This is a genomic window from Marivita sp. (assembly GCF_020055635.1).
Taxonomy (GTDB): domain Bacteria; phylum Pseudomonadota; class Alphaproteobacteria; order Rhodobacterales; family Rhodobacteraceae; genus Marivita.
In genome coordinates this window covers 27,659-47,207 of the sequence record NZ_JAIPUT010000011.1, presented here as the reverse complement: position 1 = coordinate 47,207, position 19,549 = coordinate 27,659, and the positions used below count along the sequence as shown (strand labels likewise).

The window sequence follows — 19,549 nt, the reverse complement described above, 5'->3', positions numbered from 1 at the left end:
ACGGAAAATTGCGGTCTGGACCTCGTGTTCAGGTCGGACCAACAAGAAACGGGGATCAGGCAAATGACCCAGATTGACGAGTTACAACACCGCATCACGGCCGCGCTGGACAGGGTGGCCCAGGGTGTGGCCCGGCTTGACGAGCGTGTTGCACAGGCGGTTCCGGCCGAACCCGCGCAGCCCGGAATCGATCCTGCCGAGGTGGCGCGCCTGCAGGATGCGCTGGACGAGGAAAAGCTGGCCAATGCCCAGCTTGAAGAGCGGGTGCGCAAGTTGCACGAAACCCATCGCGAGGAGCTTGAGGCTGCCAGGGCCGACGCCGCCGCTTCCGCTGCCCCTTCTCCTGAACCGGCATCTGCGCCGGGCATTGATGTCGCCGCACTGGATCTGGATCTGCAACGCCTGCGCCAGTCCAACGAGATGCTGCGCGCCACCAACGAGGAACTGCGCAAGGCGCTGGCCGAGAATGTCGGCGAACCGCATCTGATCAACAAGGCGATGCTGGCCGAACTGGAAGGGCTGCGCGCCGCGCGGGCGGTCGAGGCGGCCGAGACCCAGGCGCTCATCGCGTCGCTCACGCCGCTGCTGGAAGCGGCGGCGCAAACCGAGGAGGCCAACTGATGCCCGAAGTCGAAATCACCATCGGCGGCCGCAATTTCGACGTGGCCTGCCAGGAAGGCGAGGAACAGTATCTCTATTCCGCCGCCAAGATGCTGAACACCGAGGCCGAGGTGCTGGTCCAGCAGGTCGGGCGCATTCCCGAGGCGCGGATGTTGCTGATGGCCGGGTTGATGCTGGCGGACAAGACGGCAGGGCTTGAGGACAAGCTGCGCGAGACCGAGGATCGCGCGGCCGGCTACCTGTCGGAGCTGCGCGCCCTCAAGGATGCGCCGCCGCCCGAGCCCGAACGCATCGAGGTGCCGGTGGTGCCGACGGATGTGACCGAATCCCTGCAGGAGATCGCCGCCCGTGCCGAGGCTCTGGCGCGCGATGTCGAGGAAAAGGCCGGCTGACGGCGACGCATTCCGTTGAACGAAAAACGGCGCCCTGTCGGGGCGCCGTTTTCATGTCCAGAGACTGGCCCGGGGCTCAGGCGTTTGCCTGGCGGATCTTGTCTGCCGCATCCTTGTCATAGGTCACGCCGTTCTCTTCGAAGAGCTGGTCCAGCTCGCCCGAGAGGGTCATTTCCGTGATGATGTCGCAGCCACCGACGAATTCGCCTTTGACGTAAAGCTGCGGGATGGTCGGCCAGTCGGAGAAATCCTTGATCCCCTGGCGGATGGTCTCGTCCTCGAGGACGTTCACGTCCTTGAAGTCGATGCCCATGTAATTCAGCACACCCGCGACCCGGCTGGAGAACCCGCATTGCGGCATGGACTTGGTGCCTTTCATGTAAAGCACCACGTCATTGGCCTTTACGGTGTCTTCGATCTTCTGTTTCGCGTCAGTCATTGTCTTTCTCCATGTGGTCTCGGCGGGCCCGGTCCTTTCGGATATAGGGCATTGTGGCGCCAATGGTGATCAGTGTGACAAGCCCGATGGCAGCAAACATCGGCCAGGTATTCATCAGGAAGGTCATCATGGTCGTGCCGTTTCCGTCGGCCCGGCATGCGGCGTCTTCCACACGCACCAGGCAAACGGCCCGACAAGCAGGATCATCGCGATGTTCCAGAGCCGCGCTGGCATCAGTCCGGTGCCTTGGTGGTCAGGGCGAGGGCATGCAGTTCGCCCTGCGATCCGTCCATCTTGCCCTTGAGGGCCGCATAGACCGCGCGTTGCTGCTGGACCCGGTTCTTGCCCTTGAAGCTTTCGTCGACCACTTCGGCGGCATAATGGTTCCCGTCGCCCGCCAGATCCGTGATCGTGATCCGGGCATTGGGGAACTCCGCGCGGATCAGGTCTTCGATTTCCTGCGCTTGGATGGCCATGACGCTGTTCTCCGTATCTGGACTTTGCAAAGATGTATGACGCGGTCGACCATTCCGCAAGCAGCCCGGTATTTCAAGCGGTCAGCGAAACCCAGACCGGCACGTGATCCGACGGTTTGTCACGACCGCGCACCGCACTTTCGATCCAGCACTCTGTCATCAGGTCGGCACAGGCGGGCGACAGAAGGAAATGGTCGATGCGGATGCCGTTGTTCCGCTCCCACGCGCCGGCCTGGTAATCCCAGAAGGAATAATGTCCGCCGCCTTGGGTGCGGGCGCGAAAGGCCTCGGTATATCCAAGATTCAGGACGCGCCGAAACGCCGCACGGGTTTCCGGCAGGAAAAGCGCGTCGTTGATCCAGCTTTCCGGCTTTGCCGCATCTTCAGCCTGCGGAATGACGTTGTAGTCACCGGCCATCAGGGCGGGCATCTCGTCTGCCAGCAGATCGCGCGCCCGCGCTTCGAGCCGTTTCATCCAGGCCAGCTTGTAATCGTATTTCGGCCCCGGCGCCGGGTTGCCATTGGGCAGATACAGCCCGCAGACCCGCACCGCCTGGGTGTCGCCGATCACCGTCGCCTCGATCCAGCGGGCCTGTTCGTCGCCGTCATCGCCCGGCAATCCGTGCGTCACGTCTTCCAGCGGCAGTTTCGACAGGATCGCCACGCCGTTGAAACCCTTCTGGCCGTGGGTTTCGACCCGGTATCCAAGATCTTCCAGAGCCTCGCGCGGGAATGTTGCGTCGACCGACTTGATTTCCTGAAGCAACGCAACGTCAGGGGCGCTTTCGGTCAACCAATCCGTCAGAGCGGGCAGGCGGGCCTTGATCCCGTTGATGTTGAACGTGGCGATTTTCATAAAGGGCCTCCCGGATTGCCTCTCTATCCCAAGAAGCAGGAGCGCACACAAGCGGGGATCGCCCCGAATCCGTCTGCGAAACTTGTTTCATCACGGGTGAGTCGCGGCTTCAATCGCCCGTGACGCCGGCCCGACAGACAGCCGGACCGCCCCGCCAGAAAGTTATCCCCAGTTTTCTGCAACTTGTTGATAACTCGAGGAGCGGTGCAATCGGAACAACCTAGGGGTGAAAGCTCGTGTGGATAATCGCCGAATACACACGTTTAACGATTTTTTCGCTTCTACTATTCAATTTTTACGTGCCAGCCTTGGCTCATTCAACCAGCCAATAGGAGGCCATACCATGACCGCACTTCGTAAATTCGACGTTACCGAGATTTCCGTTCAGACTCAGCGCAATAATGCAGGTGAAGCGGATCTTCATCACGGAGATGCGACCGAAATGTTCACATCCGCGTCGCTGCCTTCTGCCTCTCACGCCCTCATGGGATATGCGGTCGAGGCGTTCACTTCAGCCTCCATGCCGACCACGTCCGACGCCCGGACCGGCGATGCGGTAGAGGCGTTCACGTCGGCCTCCACGCCGACAACGTCCGACGCCCGCACCGGCGACGCGGTCGAGGCGTTCACCTCGGCCTCCATGCCGACCACGTCCGACGCCCGCACTGGCGACGCGGTCGAGGCGTTCACCTCTGCCTCCACGCCGACCACGTCCGACGCCCGCACTGGTGATGCGGTCGAGGCCTTCACCTCGGCATCGAGCCCTGTCACCGCCAAGACCACGGACGACGGCGAAGGCTGCGCCCTGTTCACCTCTGCATCGTAAGCGCGCGACTGACCCGGGACGGGGTGGCCGTCCTGTTTTTCCCTAGGAGGCATGGAACATGACAAACGTCATCCAACTTACCCCCCCGTCCCGGATCAACTCACAGGAAGCGCGCCTCGGCGCGCTTCTGAGCTGCTTTGCCACGCACCGCCGCTTCGGGGACGATGTTTTCTGGCTCAAGGAAAACGCCGAGATCCTGAATATCCTGGAATGCACCGGCACGGCGCCGGGCGATGCGGCTCTGGATGTCTACGCGGGATTTTACGAGACCGTCGGAAAACGTCTTCGGTTCTTTCCGCAATATTACCGGTTCTTCCTGTCGATCGCGCTCGATCTCGAGGATCTCGGGATGCCCGGCGACCAGGCCGAGCAACTGGTTCAGTGGGCGCATGACCAGACCCTGCCACAAGCCGAACTGTCCGACCTGCAACGACTTGAAGCGGTGCGCCTCTTTGCCCGCCGCGACGTGTCGGCCAGCGACGATGTGCTGGCGCTCGAACACCGCGCGCGGGCCTTCATGGCGCGATCCGACACCTTTGCGCTGCCCAACAAGAAGGCGGCGTACGAGCTGACGCATATCGTGTTCTATCTCAGCGAATATGGCCGCTGCGATCCGGAACTGGACGCGGCCGCCCGGCGCAGCCTGCACTTTGCCGGGCTGCTTGCCTTCATCGAACAGAACGCCGACCTGCTGTCGGAAATCTGCATCGCCATGCATTATGCCGGCGACGTGCCGCCCGCGCTCTGGACCGATTGGCTGACCCGTGAAACCGCCCTGTTCTCGGTCTCCGATGGCGCTGCGGTCAGCGTTCAGGACGATTATCACGAATTCCTGGTCTGCAACTGGCACCAGGCGATGACCGGCCATGGCGCGTTTTCCAAGGGGTTCGTCGAGGGCCGCATGCGGTTCGACCGAAGCATGGACCGGGCCGCCCCGATGCGCGAGATGTCCGAGGCGATGTTCCATCTGGACGACGCCCGCAGCGGTGACTGGATGACCATGCGGATGCACATGGAGGGACGTCTGTCCCCCGAGGCGATGACCGTTCTTGCCCAGGCGGAAACGTCATCGCATCATTTCGAGGAATTCTTTCACGGCTTCGCGCGCGCAGATGGCGGAACCCACCCGCACTGACCCGCGCTCTACATCGAGAAACTGGTGCCGCATCCGCAAGAGGATGTGGCATTGGGATTCTGGATCACGAACCTGGCGCCGATCAGTTCTTCGGAAAAGTCGATCACCGCATCGGCCAGAAAGGGCAGGGACACCGAATCCACCACGACCCGTTCGCCCTGGCCTTCGAGAACCAGATCGTCCTCTGCCGGTGCGTCGAGCTTGATCTCGTACTGGAACCCGGAACATCCGCCGCCCTCGACGGCGACGCGCAGCGCCATGCCCTCGGCGCTTGCGCCAATTTCCGACAGGCGTTCGAAGGCCCGTTCGGTCACTTTCGGTGGAAGCTGCATGTCATCCTCGGGTTTGCTTTAACTTGTATGCGTAACACAATATAAGGGCGAACGGGACAGGGAACAAGAACAGGCGGTGCTGCGATGACGGCGCGATTTGCGTGCGACCCGACGAAGACGCGGGGCAGGCTTTACCCCGAAGAGGAAAGCGAATTCCGCTCGTGTTTCCAGCGCGACAGGGACAGGATCATCCATGCCTCGGCGTTTCGGAGGCTCAAGCACAAGACACAGGTCTTCATCGAACATGAGGGCGACTATTTCCGCACCCGGCTGACCCATTCCATCGAGGTGGGGCAGGTGGCGCGCACCATCGCCAAGACGCTGGGGCTGGACCTGGAGCTGACCGAGGCGGTGGCGCTGGCGCATGACCTGGGTCACCCGCCGTTCGGGCATACCGGAGAAGACGCGCTCGATGCCCTGATGCAGCCTTACGGCGGGTTCGACCACAACGCGCAGGCGATCCGCATCGTGACGTCGCTCGAACGGCACTATGCCGATTTCGACGGGCTGAACCTCAGTTGGGAAACCCTTGAAGGCCTTGCCAAACACAATGGCCCGGTGGGCGATCCGGTGCCCTATGCGCTGTCCGACTACAACCTGCGGCACGACCTGGAGCTGCACACCCATGCCAGCGCAGAGGCGCAGGTCGCCGCATTGGCCGACGACGTGGCCTATAATCACCACGATCTGCATGACGGGCTGCGGGCCGAGCTGTTCTCGACCGATGAACTGGCCGAGCTTCCCATCGTAAGTGATTGTTTTGCCGAAGTGGATCGGCTTTATCCTGATCTCAACTACTATCGTCGCCGGCACGAGGCGCTGCGCCGCTTCTTCGGCGTGCTGGTCAGCGACGTCATCACCGTGACCCGCGCCAACCTGGCCGGACTGGACCCGCAGACGCCCGAGGACATCCGCGCGGCGGGGCGGATGATGGTGCAATTCTCGCCCGGTCTGTGGTCCGATCTCAAGGTGATCCGAACCTTCCTGTTCCACCGCATGTACCGAGCGCCGGACGTGGTCGAGATGCGCGCGCAGGTCACCCATGTCATCAACGAACTGTTCCCGCTGTTCATGTCGGACCCCACCATGTTGCCCAAACAGTGGCGCAAGGACGTGGCCGAGATCCGCTCGGAGACGGAACTGGCGCGCATCGTGGCCGACTACATTGCCGGCATGACCGACCGCTTCGCACTTCAGGAACATGCACGGCTGACCGGGGCCGATTTGATTTCCGCCCGATCCTGACCCGGTGCCAACCTGATCCCCGCCCTGACCCGATCCCGACCCGATCCCGAAAGGAACCCTTATGGCGACGCCCTCCGAAGTCGGACTGAGTCCGGTCACCGCCTTCGCCCTTGTCGGGGCGCTTGGCGTGGGTGCCCAGTGGCTTGCCTGGCGGCTCAACCTGCCGGCCATCGTTCTGATGCTGGTGGCCGGGCTTCTGGTCGGCCCGGTCTTCGGCTTTCTGGACCCGTCGGTCGCGATGGGGGACCTGCTGCAACCGATTGTGGCGATTGCCGTGGCGATCATCCTGTTCGAAGGCGGGCTGACGCTGAATTTCAAGTCGCTGACCGATGCCGCGACCGGGGTCAAACGGCTTGTCCTGATCGGCGGTCCGGTGGGATGGCTGCTCTCGGCCGGGGTGCTGCACTATGTCGGCGGTCTGAGCTGGGCCACGGCGTCGGTCTTTGGCGGCATCATGATCGTCACCGGACCTACCGTGATCGCCCCTCTGCTGCGGCAGGCGCGTCTGAAACGTCGCCCGGCGGCGCTGTTGCAATGGGAGGCCATCGTCAACGACCCGGTGGGCGCGCTGGCCGCCGTCCTGGCTTTCCAGGTGGTGCTGGTCGGGCAGACCGCGGCGACGGTGCAAGAGGCCGTCACCACGCTTGCCATCGGCATCCTTGTCGCCACGCTGGTCGGGCTCGCCGGCGGCTGGGGCGTGGCGAAATCCTTTTCGCGTGGCTGGGTCCCGGAATACATGAAGGTGCCGGTCCTGTTCGTCAGCGTGCTGGTGGCCTTTGCCGCGTCGGACGCGCTGCTGCATGAAAGCGGGCTGCTGGCGGTCACCATCATGGGCGTCTGGATCGCCAACGCGCATCTGCCCAGCCACGCCGAAATGCACCGCTTCAAGGAACACGCGACGATCCTGCTGGTGTCGGGCGTGTTCATTCTGCTGGCCGCCAACATGAACCGCGAAACCCTGCTCAGCATGAACTGGCAGACGCTCGCGACCGTGATGGCGGTGATCCTGTTCGCCCGCCCGGTGACGGTGCTGGTGTCGCTGGCGCTGTCGGATGTCCCGTGGCGGGAACGGTTGCTGGTGGCCTTCACCGGTCCGCGCGGGGTGGTCCTTGTCGCGGTGGCCGGGCTTTTCGGGGACCGACTGGTGCAGGCCGGGATCGAGGACGCGGCACAGATCTCGACCCTGGCCTTCGCGCTGGTCGCGGGCACGGTGGTGTTGCATGGCTTCACGCTCAAGCCGATTGCCCGGCTTCTGGGCCTCACCGCGTCCACGACCCCCGGCGTGCTGCTGGTGGGAGGCAGTCGCTGGACCGTGGAGTTGGGCGCACTTCTCAACAAGCTCGACCTGCCGGTGATGATCTCGGATCCGAACCGCAGCCATTTGCGCGACGCGCGCGCGGCCGGGTTGCAGATCTACACCGGCGACATCCTGTCCGAAGGGGCCGAGCACCGGCTTGACCTGATGGCCTATGCCACGGTGATCGCCGCGACCGACAATGACGCGTACAACACGCTGGTCGCCACCGATCTCGCGCCGGAATTCGGGCGCGAAAACGTCTACCAGCTCAACCGCGACACCTCGGAATCCGCGCGCTATGCCTTGCCGCCGAAACTGGGCGGGCGGGCGCTTGGCGCAGGCGAGACCTATTGGGAGGTGCAGCGCCGCATGTGGGACGGGTGGGAATTCCGAAGCACCACGCTGTCGGACGAATTCACCCTCCAGAACTGGTACGACACCCATCCCGAAGGCATTCCGATCGCCGATATCGGCCCGCGCGGCACGTTGCGCATTCTCGGACCCGAGGACCAGCCGAAGGAAACCAGGGGCACGCGCCTGATCGCCATGCTGCCGAAGAAAGAGCATCGCGCCCGCGCCGAGGGCCAAGCCTGACATTTGACGCGGCGCGCCAAGGTGGTAGAGGACATGCCGAACAAAGGACGTGTGACATGAACCTCTTCTCCGATATCCGGACGCTTGTGATCGACAGCCTGAACGCGATGGTGGCCGATGGCGCGATTCCGGGTGGTCTCGACTTTGCCAATGTGACCGTGGAACCGCCGCGCGACCCGCTGCATGGCGACATGGCGACCAATGCCGCGATGGTGCTGGCGAAACCCGCAGGTGCAAAGCCGCGCGACATCGCCGAGGCGCTGGCCGCCAGGCTGTCGGACGACCCCCGCGTGTCGAGCGCCGAGGTGGCCGGGCCGGGCTTTCTGAACCTGCGTCTGGACAATGCGGTGTGGCAGAGCCTGCCGAAGGCGATCCTGTCGTCGGGTGTGGCCTACGGCAAATCCGGCATGGGGCAGGGCAGGCGCGTCAACGTCGAATATGTCTCGGCCAATCCGACCGGCCCGTTGCATGTCGGGCACACGCGCGGCGCGGTCTTCGGCGATGCGCTGGCGTCCCTGCTGGCCTACGCGGGCTTTGATGTCACGCGCGAATACTACATCAACGACGGTGGCGCACAGGTCGATGTGCTCGCCCGGTCGGTCTACCTGCGCTATCTCGAGGCGCATGGCCAGGAGGTCGCCTTTGTCGATGGCACCTATCCGGGCGACTACCTGATCCCGGTGGGCGAAGCGCTCAGGGACAAGGTTGGCGACGCCTATGTCGGTCAGCCCGAGGATGTCTGGCTGGAAGAGGTGCGCGATTTCGCCACCGACGCGATGATGCTGCTGATCCGTGCCGACCTGGGCATGCTGGGCGTCGAGATGGACATGTTCTTCAGCGAGAAGTCGCTTTATGGCACCGGCCTGATCGAAGCGGCCATCGACAGCCTCAAGGACAAGGGCCTGATCTATCGCGGCGTGCTGGAACCGCCCAAGGGCAAGAAACCCGAAGATTGGGAACCGCGCGAACAGACGCTGTTCAAATCCACCGAGCACGGCGATGACGTGGACAGGCCGATCATGAAATCGGATGGCTCCTGGACCTATTTCGCCCCCGATATCGCCTATCACTACGACAAGGTGCAGCGCGGCTATGACCTGTTGATCGACGTGTTCGGGGCGGATCACGGCGGCTATGTCAAGCGGATGAAGGCCGCGGTCAGCGCGCTCTCGGATGGCAGGACGCCGCTCGACATCAAGCTGACGCAGCTTGTGAAGCTCTTCAAGAACGGCGAGCCGTTCAAGATGTCCAAGCGGGCAGGGACCTTCGTCACCCTGCGCGACGTGGTCGAACAGGTGGGGCCGGACGTGACGCGGTTCCACATGCTGACCCGCAAGAACGACGCGCCGCTGGATTTCGATTTCGACAAGGTGCTGGAACAGTCCAAGGACAACCCGGTCTTCTACGTGCAATACGCCAATGCCCGCGTGCATTCGGTCTTGCGCAAGGCGGTCGAGGCCGGTGTCACGGTCGATGACGCCACGCTGGCCGGAGTCGATCTGTCGGGCATGACCCATGACAGCGAACTGGCCGTGGCGCGCAAACTCGCCGAATGGCCGCGCCTTGTGGAAATCGCCGCGCGCACCAACGAACCGCACCGGGTGGCGTTCTACCTCTACGAACTCGCCTCGGATCTGCACGCGCTCTACAACAAGGGCAACGACGTGCCCGAACTGCGCTTTTTGCAGGAAGGCAACACCGACGCCACACAGGCGAAAATCGCCCTCGCGCGGGCTGTCTCTGTTGTTATTTCCGCGGGCCTTGGTATCTTGGGCGTCACACCGGTCGAGGAAATGCGCTGACAAAAGCGTCGTGACCGGGTGAGGCAAAGGCAAGAAATCACCGGCGGCCACGGGCCTCCGGGCAATGAGGCAGACATGGCAGACATGCATATGACGGACTCCGCGCGCGGGGCAACGGCGTCGGGCAATCTGGCCTCGGCGGCCAACTGGGCGGGTGCAGCCCTGTCCCTGGCGCTGATCGTCGGGGTCGGAATCTGGGGTTACAGGCTGATCGTGCGGGACGTGTCGGGTGTCCCGGTGGTGCAGGCCATCGAAGGCCCGATGCGCGTTGCGCCCGACAATCCGGGCGGCCAGATCGCGCGCCACGAAGGGTTGGCGGTGAACAATATTGCGGGCACCGGAACCTCGGCACCGCCCCCCGACCAGATCGTGCTGGCACCGCGTCCGCTCGACATCACGGACGAGGACGTGCCGGTCGCGGCGCTCGCGTCGAACGCGGCCCCCGCAGACACGACAGGGCGCGAAGAGGTGGCGCTGGCGTCGCTTCGGCAAGAGGTCGAACCGGAGCCGCGGGCGCTTGCCCTGACCGATATTTCCGACGCGGATGATCCGATCAAGGCGCTGGCCGAACAGATCGCCGCCGAGGCCAAGCCGTTCACCGACATTGACCCGGCTCCCGACACCGGCGTGTTCGACAGCGATGTCGAACCGCAGGAGACCGCCTCGACGGCGTCGATCATCCCGGCGTCGATCCCCGGCGTGGCGCGGTCCTTGCGCCCGTCGAAACGCCCCGCCGACCTGAAGCGCGTCTCGCTTGCCGCAACCGCGCCGATCGTGCCCTCGGGCGTGTCCGAGCGCGATCCGGGCGACATCCCTGCCGGCACGCGGCTGGTCCAGTTCGGGGCCTATGACAGCCCCGAGATCGCCCGCGAGCAATGGGGCACGCTGCAGGCGCGGTTCGGCGAATACCTGGACAACAAGGACCGCGTGATCGAAGAAGCCACCTCGGGCGGGCGCGTCTTCTACCGCCTGCGGGCGCATGGCTTTGCCGATCTGAGCGACTCGCGCCGCTTCTGTGCCGCGCTGGTGGCCGAAGGCGCCGATTGCATCCCCGTGGTCAGCCGGTGATCCAACGACCGTTCGGAGCGGCCATTTTCGGCTGCGATGGCGCGCGCCTGTCTTCCGACGAGCGCGCGTTTTTTGCCGATGCCAACCCGTTCGGTTTCATCCTGTTCGACCGCAACCTGCACAGCTCCGACCAGGTCCGCGCGCTGACCTCCGATCTGCGCGATGCAGTGGGCTGGAACGCCCCCGTCTTCATCGACCAGGAGGGTGGGCGCGTGCAGCGTCTGCGCGCGCCCCTGGCCACCGACTGGCTGCCGCCGCTCGATCACGTCGCACAGCTTGGGCCTGACGCCGAAGAAGGCATGCGCCTGCGCTACCGGATCATCTCGCACGAGTTGCTGGCTCTGGGCATCGACGCGAACTGCGCTCCCATGCTCGACGTGGCGCGACCCGAAACGCATCCCTTCCTGCGCAACCGGTGTTACGGATCACGGCTTGAGCAGGTGGTGGAGATCGGCCGCGCCGTGGTCGAGGGCCACAGGCAGGGCGGCGTGTTCCCGGTCGTCAAGCACATTCCCGGCCACGGGCTCGCGCAGATGGACAGCCACCTCGACCTGCCGCGCATCGACGCGCCCGAAGACATGCTGAACGCGACAGACTTCGCCGCCTTCCGCCCCTTTGCCGACGTGGCGATGGGAATGACCGCGCATCTGGTCTACAGCGCCTTCGGCGAAACCGGGCCCGCCACCACCTCTGCCGACATGATTGCCCGCATCCGCCGCGATATCGGCTTCAGCGGCCTGCTGATGACCGACGATATCGGGATGCAGGCGCTGTCCGGCACGGTGGCCGAACGCGGGGCCGCGGCGATGGAGGCGGGCTGCGACGTGATCCTGCATTGCAACGGCGACCTGCCCGAGCGCGTCGCGCTGATGCAGGCGGTCGGAGAGATGCCGCAGTCCAGCCAATCCCGCGCCGAGGCGGCGCTGGCCAGCCGAACCACCCCCGATGATGTTGACATTGACGCCCTCAGGGCCAAGCTTGCGGCACTGGAACAGGGGCGCGGGGCATGACCGAAAGCACGTCAGACGGGTTCGACACGACAGTCGCCGACCGGCTTGCCGCCGAGGCGCTGATCGTCGACGTGGACGGGTTCGAAGGCCCGCTCGACCTGCTGCTCAGCCTGAGCCGCACCCAGAAGGTCGATCTGCGCAAGGTCTCGGTGCTGGAACTGGCGCGGCAATACCTGGCCTTTGTCGATCAGGCCAAGGCGCTGCGGATCGAACTGGCGGCGGACTACCTTGTCATGGCGGCCTGGCTCGCCTTCCTGAAATCGCGCCTGCTCCTGCCGCCCGATCCCGAGGAAGAGGGCCCGTCGGGCGAAGACCTCGCCGCGCATCTGGCGTTTCAGCTGGAACGCCTGCAAGCCATGCGCGACGTCGCCGCCCGGCTGATGGCGCGCGACCAGCTGGGCCGGGACTTCTTTGCCCGAGGCGTGACCCAGCAGGTCGAACGGGTGCGCAAGATCGACTACACAGCGACGCTGCTGGACCTGATGCAGGGCTATGCGCGGATCCGCACCAGGGACGAATTCCGCCCCTTCGTGATGGACCGCGACGCCGTCTTCACGATGGAACAGGCGCTGGAACGGATGCGCGGTCTGATCGGCTTTGCCGGCACCTGGACAGATATCTCGACCTACATGCCCGACGGCTGGGACGTCGACCCGGTGCGCTGGCGGTCGGCGACGGCCTCGACCTTTGCCGCATCACTGGAACTTGCCAAGGAAGGCAAGGTCGAGCTGCGCCAGTCCGACACGTTCGCACCCATCGAACTGCGCCGGAGAGACGGGCGGTGAGTGACGCAACCGGGACAGATTTCGAACAAAGCCTGTTCGAGGCCCCGCCGATGGGCGAACAGGAACGCATGGTCGAGGCGATCCTCTTTGCCACCGCCGAAGCGGTGACCGTCAAGGAGCTGAACGACCGCATGCCGCACGGATCGGACGCCGCCGAGGCGCTGGTTCACCTGCGCAAACGCTACGAGGGCCGGGGTGTGAACGTGGTCAGGGTCGGCGATGCCTGGGCCATCCGCACAGCACCCGATCTCGGTTTCCTGATGCAGAAGGAAACCGTCGAAACCCGCAAGCTCAGCCGCGCCGCCATCGAAACGCTGGCGATCATCGCCTATCACCAGCCCGTCACCCGCGCCGAGATCGAAGAGATTCGCGGCGTGTCGGTCAGCCGGGGCACGGTGGACCAGCTGCTCGAGATGGAATGGATTCGCTTCGGCCGCAGGCGGATGACACCCGGCCGCCCGGTGACATTTGTGGTGACCCAGGATTTCCTCGATCATTTCGGCCTCGAATCGGCCCGCGACCTGCCGGGGCTCAAGGAACTGCGTGCCGCCGGCCTGCTGGAGAACCGCCCGCCGCCCGGCACCATGCCGCAGATGGGCGAAGGCGACGTCGATGCCGAGGAAGCCACCGAAGAAGGCCAGTCCGAACTTTTCGAGGATTGAGCGGGTCTTTCCGTCAACGGAAAGATGCGATGCGTCGACGCATCGCCGGCCCCGTCGCGATCACGAAACCGTTGCGGATTGGTGAACCAATGCCCGAAAATCGTCGTATTTGTTTTCTATATCGCTGTCCGAGGCAGACACACCCAGCAGGAGGACGACATGAACCTCAACACGATCATCAACATGGTGATGCGCACCGTGATGCGCCGCGTGGTCAATTCCGGAATCAATGCCGGGATGAACGCCGTCACCAACCGCAAGAAGCCCAAGGCCAAGGCGCAGGACAAGACGTCCCGCTAATTCGCCCTGAAATGCTTGGACAGCTTCAGACCCTGTCCCTGGTAATTCGATGCGATCCCCGCGCCATAAAGCTGGCTCGGGGGCTGATCCATCTGTTCGTAGACCAACCGCCCGACGATCTGCCCGTGTTCCAGCACGAAGGGGGCCTCGTGGCAGCGCACTTCCAGAACGCCGCGTGACCCCATTCCGCCCGCCGCGTCATGGCCGAAGCCGGGGTCGAAGAACCCGGCGTAATGCACCCGGAATTCGCCCACCATCGCAAGAAACGGCGCCATTTCAGCTGCATAGTCCGGCGGGATATGCACCGCCTCGCGGCTGACAAGGATATAGAACGCATCCGGATCAAGGATGATCTGGCCATTGGTGGTTCGCAGCTCTTCCCAGAAATCCGACGGCGCGTAATGCCCCAGCCTGTCGAGGTCGATCACCCCGGTATGCGGCTTGGCGCGGTAGCCCACGAGATCGCCCTCGACGGGCTTGAGATCGACGGAAAACCCCAGCCCGTCGCCGATCACCGCAGGACCACCGGTCACCAGGGTCTGTTCGGCATGCAACGCACGCAGCGTGTCATCGTCCAGCACCGATTGTCCGTTGCGGAACCGGATCTGGTTCAGCCGCATCCCCGGACGCACCAGCACCGAGAACGAGCGCGGGCAGATCTCGGCATAGAGCGGTCCTTGGTATCCGGCGGCGACGCGGTCGAACTCGGTGCCCTCGTCGGTGATCATGCGCGTCAGCAGGTCCAGCCGCCCGGTCGAGCTCTTGGCATTTGCAACCGCGCTGAGGCCCTCGGGCAACGCCAGCCGTTCCATCAACGGCACGAGATAGACGCAGCCCTTTTCCAGAACCGCGCCACCCTCGAGCGATATCCGGTGCATTTCGAAATCCGCCAGCCGGTCTTCGACGCGGCGTCCCTTGCCCGCAAGGAATGACGCCCGCACACGGTAGGCGATCGTGCCAAGACGCAGATCGAGGCTGGCCGGTTGCACCTGTCCGTCGGCAAACGGGATCTCGGACGCAATGACTCCGCTGTCCCTCAATGCCGTGATCTGCTGATTGGCCAAAACACCCGTCATCCCAGGTCCCCTCATCCGCGTTCTGCCTTGCATAGCAAGCAGTTGCGCCCCTTGCGAGGGCGTTTTCGCGTGGCGGTAACGATAGCGGATGAAATGATTGGTCGGGCTAGCAGGACTCGAACCTGCGACCTTCCGTCCCCCAGACGGACGCGCTACCAGGCTGCGCCATAGCCCGACTGCCGCCTGTCATAACGGTTTTGGATCTGGCCGCAAGTGCGAAATTTCGTCTGCGGCACAGGATTGTCTCAGCGCGCAACCTGCTTCAACTGCTCCAGAATCGGTGCGATCTGGCGGGCCGACCCGGCGGACAGGCGGGTGATCCGCGACAGATGTGTCAGCGCCCCCGGCGCGGGCTCGATTGTGGCAGGGGGCGGTGTGGGCTTCGGGACCTCGCGTGTCGGCTGCGACTCGGCCGCGGCGTCGTCGCGACGGTCGTCCATCGACTGCTGAAGAAAGCCGGGCAGGGCGCCGTTTCCGGTTTTCGGTTCCGCGTGCGGTTCAGCCGCAGGTGCCGGGTCTTCGGAGCTGTCGGCCAGCGCCACCTCGGGGTCGACCACCGACGCGGGGTCGGTGTCGACCGGTTCGGCGTCCGGCGCGACCTCCGTGCTGTCGCTCTGCGGCAGTTCGGCATGTTCGATCTCTGACGGTGCTTCGTCATGCTCTGCAGCCGAGGGGGTCTCTGCCGGTGGCTCCTGTTCGACAGGCTCCTCTGCGACGGGTTCCGTCCCCGTCAAATCCTGGGTCACCGGCTCTGTCTCTGGCTCTGACTCTGCCTCTGGCTCGACAGCGTCCGGCGTTGCCTCCTCGGGCTTGGCAAACGGCACCACGGTGTCGACGGGTTCCGACGCGGGCACGTGTTCGAAGACATCGTCAAACCCGTCCTCTTCGTCGCCCAAGCTTAATTCACAAAGCGAAGATACGTGCTTAATGCCTTGTTCTCGAAGGACCTTTTGCGCACCTTTGATGGTCATGCCGTCTTCGTGCAGAAGCTTCTTGATACCGCCCAGAAGCCGCATGTCGGCGGGGCGGTAATAGCGCCGGCCACCAGCGCGCTTGACGGGTTTGATCTGGGTGAACTTGCTTTCCCAGAACCGCAGGACATGCGCCGGTGTATCGAGCCATTCGGCCACTTCGCTGATGGTTCGAAAGGCGTCCGCGGATTTGCTCATGACCGTCAGCCCTTGTTGCCCGCGGCCACCCTGTCTTTCATCAGATGCGATGGGCGGAAGGTCAGGACCCGGCGCGGGTTGATCGGCACTTCTTCGCCGGTCTTCGGATTGCGTCCGACACGGGCTGCCTTGTCGCGGATCGAAAACGTGCCGAAGGACGAGATTTTCACCTGTTCCCCGGCCACCAGCGCGTCTGACATGTGGTTCAATACCGTTTCCACGAGATCGGCGCTTTCATTGCGCGACAGGCCGACTTCGCGAAACACCGCTTCGCTGAGGTCCATCCGTGTCAGTGTCTTTTGTCCCATTGCACAAGTCTCCCCGGTTCGGGGCAGCATGCGCTGTGCGATTTTCCGAGTCAATATCAATGGCTTGCACGAGGGATTTTGGGCAGGCTTCCCCTACCAGCGCAAAACCACCGCACCCCAGGCAAGTCCGCCGCCGATCGCCTCGGTGACGACGACATCGCCGCGCTTGATCTGGCCGCGTTCGACACCCACCGACAGGGCCAGCGGAATCGACGCTGCCGAGGTGTTGCCGTGATCCTGGACCGTGACGACCACATGATCCATCGACAGGCCGAGTTTCTTGGCGGTGCCCTGGATGATGCGGATGTTGGCCTGATGGGGCACCACCCAATCGACCTCGTCGCTGGCGATTCCGGCCTTGTCCATCGCGATGGTCGCCGTCTTGGCAAGCTTTTCGACCGCGTGGCGGAACACCTCCTTGCCCTGCATGCGCAGGAAGCCGGTGGTTTGCGTGCTCACGCCGCCATCGACATAGAGGATCTCGCGATGCTGGCCGTCGGAATTCAGGTCGATCGACAGGATGCCCCGGTCGGTCTTGTCGCCCGCGCCGTCCTGCGCTTCGAGAATCACCGCGCCGGCGCCGTCGCCGAACAGCACGCAGGTCGACCGGTCGTTCCAGTCCATGATCCGGCTGAAGGTTTCCGCGCCGATCACCATGATCCGCCTGGCCTGGCCCGACACGATCAGCGCGTTGGCATTCGCCATCGCGTAGATGAAACCGGCACAGACCGCCTGGACGTCAAAGGCAAAGCCCCGGTTCATGCCCAGAGCCGACTGCACCATCGTCGCGGCAGAGGGGAAGGTCAGGTCGGCGGTCGAGGTCGCCAGAACGATGGCGTCGAGGTCATTGGCCTCAAGCCCGGCATCCGCGAGGGCCCTTTTCGCCGCCTGGGTTGCGAGGTCGGAGGTCGTTTCGCCCTCGGCCGCGAAATGCCGACGCTCGATGCCCGAGCGCGACCTGATCCATTCGTCGGACGTGTCGAGCGACGCTTCGAATTCCGAATTCGGAACCACCCGGTCCGGCAGGTAGTGCCCAAGCCCCACAACAACCGCGCGTATGGTCATCTCGGGCTCTCCTCGTTCGTTTCGGAATTTTCGATATGGTCTGCCTCGATATCGGTGATCGAGGCCAGCCGCGCCGCCAGCCGGTCGGAAAAACCGGAATGCGCGAGTTGAAAGGCCAGCTTGATGGCTGCCGACACGCCGGTCGCATCGGCCGAGCCGTGCGATTTCACAACCGTGCCGTTCAGGCCAAGGAACACGCCGCCATTGACGCGGCGCGGGTCGATCTTTTTCTGCAAGCGGCGCAGCGAGGTCAGCGCCAGCAGCGAGGCCAGGCGCGACAGCGGCGAATAGGCAAACGCTTCCTTCAGCCGGTCGCCGATCAGCGACGCCGTGCCTTCGCCGGTCTTCAGCGCGACATTGCCGGTAAACCCGTCGGTGACGATCACGTCGCAATCCTTGCCCGGCAGGTCGCCGCCTTCGACGAATCCGACGAAATCGAACTGCGCGCGCGCCGCCGCCTTGCCGATCAGCTCATGCGCCGCCTTCAGCTCGGACCGGCCCTTGTGCTCTTCGGTGCCGACGTTGAGCAGACCGACGCGCGGGCGCTCGAGGTTCAACCCGTTGCGGGCATAGGACACGCCCATCAGCGCGTATTGCAGCAGATCCTCGGCATCGGCGCGCACATCGGCGCCGACATCCAGCATGACGTTGAATCCCTGCGGATTGCGCGAGGGCCACAGAATCGCGATGGCCGGACGGTTCACGCCCGGCAGCTTGCGCAACCGGATCATCGACACCGCCATCAGCGCGCCGGTGTTGCCGCAGGACACCGCGACGGTGGCTTCCTTGTTGCGCACGGATTCGATGGCCGCCCACATGGACGTGCCCTGACCGTTGCGCACCACCTGGCTGGGTTTGTCGCCCATCGACACGACGCCCGACGCATCCCGGATCTCGCACCGCTCGGCCAGGGCCTTCTTGCGCGAGATCAGCTTGTGCAGCTTCTGCTCGGGTCCGTGGACCAGAAACCGGATGTCGGGATTCGCCTTGGCGGAATGAGACATGCCGGAGACAACTGCCTCCGGCCCCAGATCGCCGCCCATCGCGTCGATCGATAGCACAATTGGCGCGTCACCCACCTTTTTATGATCCTGCGATGAGGTCATGCGGAGGGGTGCGCCCAATCGTTGCTTATGCCGCGTCTTCGTCCAGGTCGATTTCGTCGGCCTGCGCCACGACTTCACGATCCGCGTAGTGACCGCAGGACGGGCACACGTGGTGCGGACGCTTCAGTTCGCCGCAATTCGAACATTCGTTCGGATTTGCTGCGGTCAGGGCGTCATGTGCGCGACGGTTGTTGCGACGCGACTTGGATACTTTGTTCTGTTGGACAGCCATGTCTCAACCTCAATTGTCTATAACCGGTGGCATGAGCGCCATGCCGCGTTTCGGGTGTGTCCGGCCTCTTACGTGGAAACCGGTCCGGGGGGCAACCCCCACCTCGGATGAAGGCGCGAACATAGGGGCAATCGTGAAATCCGCAAGGCTTTTCTGGTGCGCAGATCAGGACTTTTTGTCCAGCTTGTCGCGCAAGCCGGCCAGCCCGGCAAAGGGCTTTGTGTCCTCGTCCCGGAGCGGCGTCACACCATCCTCGGCGAACACCGCGTCGCCCAGATCGGCCTCGTCGGCGCGCGGGTATTGCGGCAGCGACAGCGACAGCGATTCGATCATCGCGTCATGCGCCGAGATCACGTGGCCCAAAGGCTCGGTGCTGGTGTCCTCGGGCATTTCGGTTTCGGCACCGCTTTCGGCCTCGTCCAGAAGATCGGCCGGCAGGTAGACCCGCTGGACGGTCTCGTCGATCCGCGTCGTCACCGGATCGAGCGTCACCACGCAGGGCTGCACCACCGTCGCGCCCAGGGTGGCGGTCAGTGTCCACCCGCGCGCCCCGGATGGCGAAATCTCGCCCTCGAAGCGCAGTTTCCTGAGCGAAGACAGGTTGAGACGCTCTGCAATCGCCGTGCGTGCTTCTGCGTCCGGATGCAGCTCGAACCGGGTCGGACGGCGAGTCGGCAGGTCGCTTACACGAAATTCTCCGGGTTTCAGAACCTGTTGTGGCATATCTTGTGTGCACCCTTTGCTTGAACACAG

The 19,549-nt window shown here is 64.1% G+C and carries 24 protein-coding genes and 1 tRNA gene; 12 read left to right on the top strand and 13 right to left on the bottom strand.

What is annotated here, in order from left to right; genetic code table 11:
- Nucleotides 1-63: 63 nt before the first annotated feature.
- Both LCF60_RS07895 and LCF60_RS07890 read left to right on the top strand, forming a co-directional pair.
- Nucleotides 64-621: a hypothetical protein gene (locus LCF60_RS07895; protein ID WP_292290929.1), complete on the top strand. Its 558-nt coding sequence runs from the start codon at nt 64-66 to the stop codon at nt 619-621.
- Nucleotides 621-1,013 carry a cell division protein ZapA gene (locus tag LCF60_RS07890; protein ID WP_292290928.1) on the top strand — a complete coding sequence of 131 codons (393 nt, stop codon included), beginning with the start codon at nt 621-623 and terminating at the stop codon, nt 1,011-1,013. The genes LCF60_RS07895 and LCF60_RS07890 overlap by 1 nt, the downstream gene beginning before the upstream one ends.
- Before the next feature lie 76 nt (nt 1,014-1,089).
- Here LCF60_RS07890 and grxD read toward each other — a convergent pair whose 3' ends face one another.
- The 4 genes from grxD to xth form a co-directional block, all read right to left on the bottom strand.
- A complete protein-coding gene (gene grxD / locus LCF60_RS07885) occupies nt 1,090-1,452 on the bottom strand; it encodes a Grx4 family monothiol glutaredoxin (RefSeq protein WP_292290925.1) in 363 nt (120 codons plus the stop codon).
- Nucleotides 1,445-1,582 (bottom strand): hypothetical protein, encoded by a 138-nt coding sequence (locus LCF60_RS07880; protein ID WP_292290923.1) that lies wholly within the window; start codon nt 1,580-1,582, stop codon nt 1,445-1,447. Before LCF60_RS07880 ends, grxD begins: the two co-directional genes overlap by 8 nt.
- A 103-nt stretch (nt 1,583-1,685) precedes the next feature.
- Nucleotides 1,686-1,928 carry a BolA family transcriptional regulator gene (locus tag LCF60_RS07875; protein ID WP_292290921.1) on the bottom strand — a complete coding sequence of 81 codons (243 nt, stop codon included), beginning with the start codon at nt 1,926-1,928 and terminating at the stop codon, nt 1,686-1,688.
- Nucleotides 1,929-2,001: 73 nt separating this feature from the next.
- Nucleotides 2,002-2,784, bottom strand: a complete 783-nt coding sequence (gene xth / locus LCF60_RS07870; RefSeq protein ID WP_292290920.1) for an exodeoxyribonuclease III — start codon at nt 2,782-2,784, stop codon at nt 2,002-2,004.
- A 343-nt stretch (nt 2,785-3,127) separates the two neighbouring features.
- Here xth and LCF60_RS07865 point away from each other — a divergent pair, with 343 nt between their 5' ends.
- Nucleotides 3,128-3,610, top strand: a complete 483-nt coding sequence (locus LCF60_RS07865) for a DUF6749 domain-containing protein (protein WP_292290918.1) — start codon at nt 3,128-3,130, stop codon at nt 3,608-3,610.
- 58 nt (nt 3,611-3,668) lie between these two features.
- On the top strand, nt 3,669-4,745 hold the full coding sequence (locus LCF60_RS07860; protein ID WP_292290917.1) for a hypothetical protein: 1,077 nt from the start codon (nt 3,669-3,671) through the stop codon (nt 4,743-4,745).
- A gap of 8 nt (nt 4,746-4,753) precedes the next feature.
- Here the strand turns inward: LCF60_RS07860 and LCF60_RS07855 are convergent, their stop codons facing one another.
- Nucleotides 4,754-5,077 (bottom strand): iron-sulfur cluster assembly accessory protein, encoded by a 324-nt coding sequence (locus tag LCF60_RS07855; protein WP_292290915.1) that lies wholly within the window; start codon nt 5,075-5,077, stop codon nt 4,754-4,756.
- A gap of 84 nt (nt 5,078-5,161) precedes the next feature.
- Between LCF60_RS07855 and LCF60_RS07850 the strand changes: the two genes are divergently transcribed.
- The 8 genes from LCF60_RS07850 to LCF60_RS07815 all read left to right on the top strand — a co-directional run bounded on the left by LCF60_RS07850 (nt 5,162) and on the right by LCF60_RS07815 (nt 13,840).
- A complete protein-coding gene (locus LCF60_RS07850; protein WP_292290913.1) occupies nt 5,162-6,322 on the top strand; it encodes a deoxyguanosinetriphosphate triphosphohydrolase in 1,161 nt (386 codons plus the stop codon).
- Between the two features lie 61 nt (nt 6,323-6,383).
- Nucleotides 6,384-8,213, top strand: coding sequence for a sodium:proton antiporter (locus LCF60_RS07845; protein ID WP_292290912.1), 1,830 nt, complete (start codon nt 6,384-6,386; stop codon nt 8,211-8,213).
- Between the two features lie 56 nt (nt 8,214-8,269).
- On the top strand, nt 8,270-10,015 hold the full coding sequence (gene argS / locus LCF60_RS07840; protein WP_292290910.1) for an arginine--tRNA ligase: 1,746 nt from the start codon (nt 8,270-8,272) through the stop codon (nt 10,013-10,015).
- A 75-nt stretch (nt 10,016-10,090) separates the two neighbouring features.
- The gene (locus LCF60_RS07835) at nt 10,091-11,083 is read left to right on the top strand and encodes an SPOR domain-containing protein (protein WP_292290908.1); all 993 of its coding nucleotides are present in this window, start codon (nt 10,091-10,093) and stop codon (nt 11,081-11,083) included.
- Nucleotides 11,083-12,093, top strand: coding sequence for a glycoside hydrolase family 3 N-terminal domain-containing protein (locus LCF60_RS07830; protein ID WP_292290989.1), 1,011 nt, complete (start codon nt 11,083-11,085; stop codon nt 12,091-12,093). The genes LCF60_RS07835 and LCF60_RS07830 overlap by 1 nt, the downstream gene beginning before the upstream one ends.
- A complete protein-coding gene (locus tag LCF60_RS07825; protein ID WP_292290906.1) occupies nt 12,090-12,878 on the top strand; it encodes a ScpA family protein in 789 nt (262 codons plus the stop codon). Before LCF60_RS07830 ends, LCF60_RS07825 begins: the two co-directional genes overlap by 4 nt.
- A 50-nt stretch (nt 12,879-12,928) precedes the next feature.
- A complete protein-coding gene (gene scpB / locus LCF60_RS07820; protein WP_292290988.1) occupies nt 12,929-13,540 on the top strand; it encodes an SMC-Scp complex subunit ScpB in 612 nt (203 codons plus the stop codon).
- A gap of 159 nt (nt 13,541-13,699) precedes the next feature.
- Nucleotides 13,700-13,840 (top strand): hypothetical protein, encoded by a 141-nt coding sequence (locus LCF60_RS07815; protein ID WP_292290905.1) that lies wholly within the window; start codon nt 13,700-13,702, stop codon nt 13,838-13,840.
- On the opposite strand, the gene LCF60_RS07810 is transcribed toward LCF60_RS07815, so the two are convergent.
- From LCF60_RS07810 to LCF60_RS07775, 8 genes are all read right to left on the bottom strand, one after another.
- A complete protein-coding gene (locus tag LCF60_RS07810; RefSeq protein ID WP_292290904.1) occupies nt 13,837-14,916 on the bottom strand; it encodes a 2'-deoxycytidine 5'-triphosphate deaminase in 1,080 nt (359 codons plus the stop codon). The two genes, LCF60_RS07815 and LCF60_RS07810, sit on opposite strands and share 4 nt — an antisense overlap.
- Nucleotides 14,917-15,014: 98 nt before the next feature.
- Nucleotides 15,015-15,091: transfer RNA gene (locus LCF60_RS07805), tRNA-Pro, on the bottom strand.
- 70 nt (nt 15,092-15,161) lie between these two features.
- Nucleotides 15,162-16,085 carry a MerR family transcriptional regulator gene (locus LCF60_RS07800; protein ID WP_292290902.1) on the bottom strand — a complete coding sequence of 308 codons (924 nt, stop codon included), beginning with the start codon at nt 16,083-16,085 and terminating at the stop codon, nt 15,162-15,164.
- 5 nt (nt 16,086-16,090) lie between these two features.
- Entirely contained in the window at nt 16,091-16,393 is a 303-nt protein-coding gene (gene ihfA, locus LCF60_RS07795; RefSeq protein WP_292066769.1) for an integration host factor subunit alpha, read from the bottom strand.
- A gap of 93 nt (nt 16,394-16,486) precedes the next feature.
- Nucleotides 16,487-17,458 carry a beta-ketoacyl-ACP synthase III gene (locus tag LCF60_RS07790; RefSeq protein WP_292290900.1) on the bottom strand — a complete coding sequence of 324 codons (972 nt, stop codon included), beginning with the start codon at nt 17,456-17,458 and terminating at the stop codon, nt 16,487-16,489.
- Nucleotides 17,455-18,564, bottom strand: a complete 1,110-nt coding sequence (plsX, locus tag LCF60_RS07785; RefSeq protein ID WP_292290899.1) for a phosphate acyltransferase PlsX — start codon at nt 18,562-18,564, stop codon at nt 17,455-17,457. The genes LCF60_RS07790 and plsX overlap by 4 nt, the downstream gene beginning before the upstream one ends.
- A gap of 25 nt (nt 18,565-18,589) precedes the next feature.
- The gene (gene rpmF, locus LCF60_RS07780; RefSeq protein ID WP_292290897.1) at nt 18,590-18,796 is read right to left on the bottom strand and encodes a 50S ribosomal protein L32; all 207 of its coding nucleotides are present in this window, start codon (nt 18,794-18,796) and stop codon (nt 18,590-18,592) included.
- A gap of 165 nt (nt 18,797-18,961) precedes the next feature.
- On the bottom strand, nt 18,962-19,519 hold the full coding sequence (locus LCF60_RS07775) for a DUF177 domain-containing protein (RefSeq protein WP_292290895.1): 558 nt from the start codon (nt 19,517-19,519) through the stop codon (nt 18,962-18,964).
- Between the last annotated feature and the right edge of the window lie 30 nt (nt 19,520-19,549).

Bases quoted from the DNA above. Each gene is read 5' to 3' on its own strand.
- LCF60_RS07895 (WP_292290929.1), top strand. From the start codon at position 64: ATGACCCAGATTGACGAGTTACAACACCGCATCACGGCCGCGCTGGAC.
- LCF60_RS07890 (WP_292290928.1), top strand. From the start codon at position 621: ATGCCCGAAGTCGAAATCACCATCGGCGGCCGCAATTTCGACGTGGCC.
- grxD (WP_292290925.1), bottom strand. From the start codon at position 1,452: ATGACTGACGCGAAACAGAAGATCGAAGACACCGTAAAGGCCAATGAC.
- LCF60_RS07880 (WP_292290923.1), bottom strand. From the start codon at position 1,582: ATGATGACCTTCCTGATGAATACCTGGCCGATGTTTGCTGCCATCGGG.
- LCF60_RS07875 (WP_292290921.1), bottom strand. From the start codon at position 1,928: ATGGCCATCCAAGCGCAGGAAATCGAAGACCTGATCCGCGCGGAGTTC.
- xth (WP_292290920.1), bottom strand. From the start codon at position 2,784: ATGAAAATCGCCACGTTCAACATCAACGGGATCAAGGCCCGCCTGCCC.
- LCF60_RS07865 (WP_292290918.1), top strand. From the start codon at position 3,128: ATGACCGCACTTCGTAAATTCGACGTTACCGAGATTTCCGTTCAGACT.
- LCF60_RS07860 (WP_292290917.1), top strand. From the start codon at position 3,669: ATGACAAACGTCATCCAACTTACCCCCCCGTCCCGGATCAACTCACAG.
- LCF60_RS07855 (WP_292290915.1), bottom strand. From the start codon at position 5,077: ATGCAGCTTCCACCGAAAGTGACCGAACGGGCCTTCGAACGCCTGTCG.
- LCF60_RS07850 (WP_292290913.1), top strand. From the start codon at position 5,162: ATGACGGCGCGATTTGCGTGCGACCCGACGAAGACGCGGGGCAGGCTT.
- LCF60_RS07845 (WP_292290912.1), top strand. From the start codon at position 6,384: ATGGCGACGCCCTCCGAAGTCGGACTGAGTCCGGTCACCGCCTTCGCC.
- argS (WP_292290910.1), top strand. From the start codon at position 8,270: ATGAACCTCTTCTCCGATATCCGGACGCTTGTGATCGACAGCCTGAAC.
- LCF60_RS07835 (WP_292290908.1), top strand. From the start codon at position 10,091: ATGGCAGACATGCATATGACGGACTCCGCGCGCGGGGCAACGGCGTCG.
- LCF60_RS07825 (WP_292290906.1), top strand. From the start codon at position 12,090: ATGACCGAAAGCACGTCAGACGGGTTCGACACGACAGTCGCCGACCGG.
- scpB (WP_292290988.1), top strand. From the start codon at position 12,929: ATGGGCGAACAGGAACGCATGGTCGAGGCGATCCTCTTTGCCACCGCC.
- LCF60_RS07815 (WP_292290905.1), top strand. From the start codon at position 13,700: ATGAACCTCAACACGATCATCAACATGGTGATGCGCACCGTGATGCGC.
- LCF60_RS07810 (WP_292290904.1), bottom strand. From the start codon at position 14,916: ATGACGGGTGTTTTGGCCAATCAGCAGATCACGGCATTGAGGGACAGC.
- LCF60_RS07800 (WP_292290902.1), bottom strand. From the start codon at position 16,085: ATGAGCAAATCCGCGGACGCCTTTCGAACCATCAGCGAAGTGGCCGAA.
- ihfA (WP_292066769.1), bottom strand. From the start codon at position 16,393: ATGGGACAAAAGACACTGACACGGATGGACCTCAGCGAAGCGGTGTTT.
- LCF60_RS07790 (WP_292290900.1), bottom strand. From the start codon at position 17,458: ATGACCATACGCGCGGTTGTTGTGGGGCTTGGGCACTACCTGCCGGAC.
- plsX (WP_292290899.1), bottom strand. From the start codon at position 18,564: ATGACCTCATCGCAGGATCATAAAAAGGTGGGTGACGCGCCAATTGTG.
- rpmF (WP_292290897.1), bottom strand. From the start codon at position 18,796: ATGGCTGTCCAACAGAACAAAGTATCCAAGTCGCGTCGCAACAACCGT.
- LCF60_RS07775 (WP_292290895.1), bottom strand. From the start codon at position 19,519: ATGCCACAACAGGTTCTGAAACCCGGAGAATTTCGTGTAAGCGACCTG.